1 protein-coding gene is annotated in these 673 nt (G+C 69.8%); it reads left to right on the plus strand.

The features are described 5' to 3' along the window. A partial coding sequence (locus G5C60_RS50830) for a PucR family transcriptional regulator (RefSeq protein ID WP_165271125.1) occupies window positions 1-604 on the plus strand: 604 nt, incomplete at its 5' end. Window positions 605-673: the final 69 nt, after the last annotated feature.

Consider the following 673-nt stretch of genomic DNA (forward strand, 5'->3'; position numbering starts at 1 on the left):
TGCGGAGGTTGTCGAGGCTGCGGCCGCTCGGTCGGGGGAGGCCGTGCTGGTCGTGCCCGACGGGGAGCGGCTGGTGGTGCTGGCCGCGGACGGGGGTGCGGTGGTTTCGTCCTGCGCTCAATACGCGGAGGCGCTCCTGGCTGATCGGGGTGCGACCGAGCCAGGGGTGGACGAGGACGAGCTGGTGATCGGGCTTTCGGCTCCTGCTGGGCCGATCGCCGCCGCGGCCGCCTATAAGCAGGCCGAGCAGGCGTTGTCCGTTGCTCGGCGGCGGGGGCGGGTGCTGGTCGAGCATGAGGAGCTGGCGGCGGGGTCTGTGGTGCCGTTGCTTGCGGATGACGCGGTGCGGGCGTTTGCGGACGGGTTGCTGCGGGCGTTGCACGAGCATGACGCGACGGGGCGGGGGGATCTGGTCGCTTCCTTGCGGGCGTGGTTGTCGCGGCATGGGCAGTGGGATGCGGCTGCGGCGGATCTTGGGGTGCATCGGCATACGTTGCGGTATCGGATGCGGCGGGTCGAGGAAATCCTGGGGCGGTCGTTGGATGACCCGGATACTCGGATGGAGCTGTGGCTTGCCTTGAAGGCGTCGGCCTCCGGCGGTTGAGCGGTTGGGTTCGTTGTTTCGTGCGGGGTTCGTTGTGGCTTGTCGCGCAGTTCCCCGCGCCTCTGGGTG

Source organism: Streptomyces scabichelini, from assembly GCF_011045015.1.
In the GTDB taxonomy this organism is placed as follows: Bacteria; Actinomycetota; Actinomycetes; order Streptomycetales; family Streptomycetaceae; genus Streptomyces; species Streptomyces scabichelini.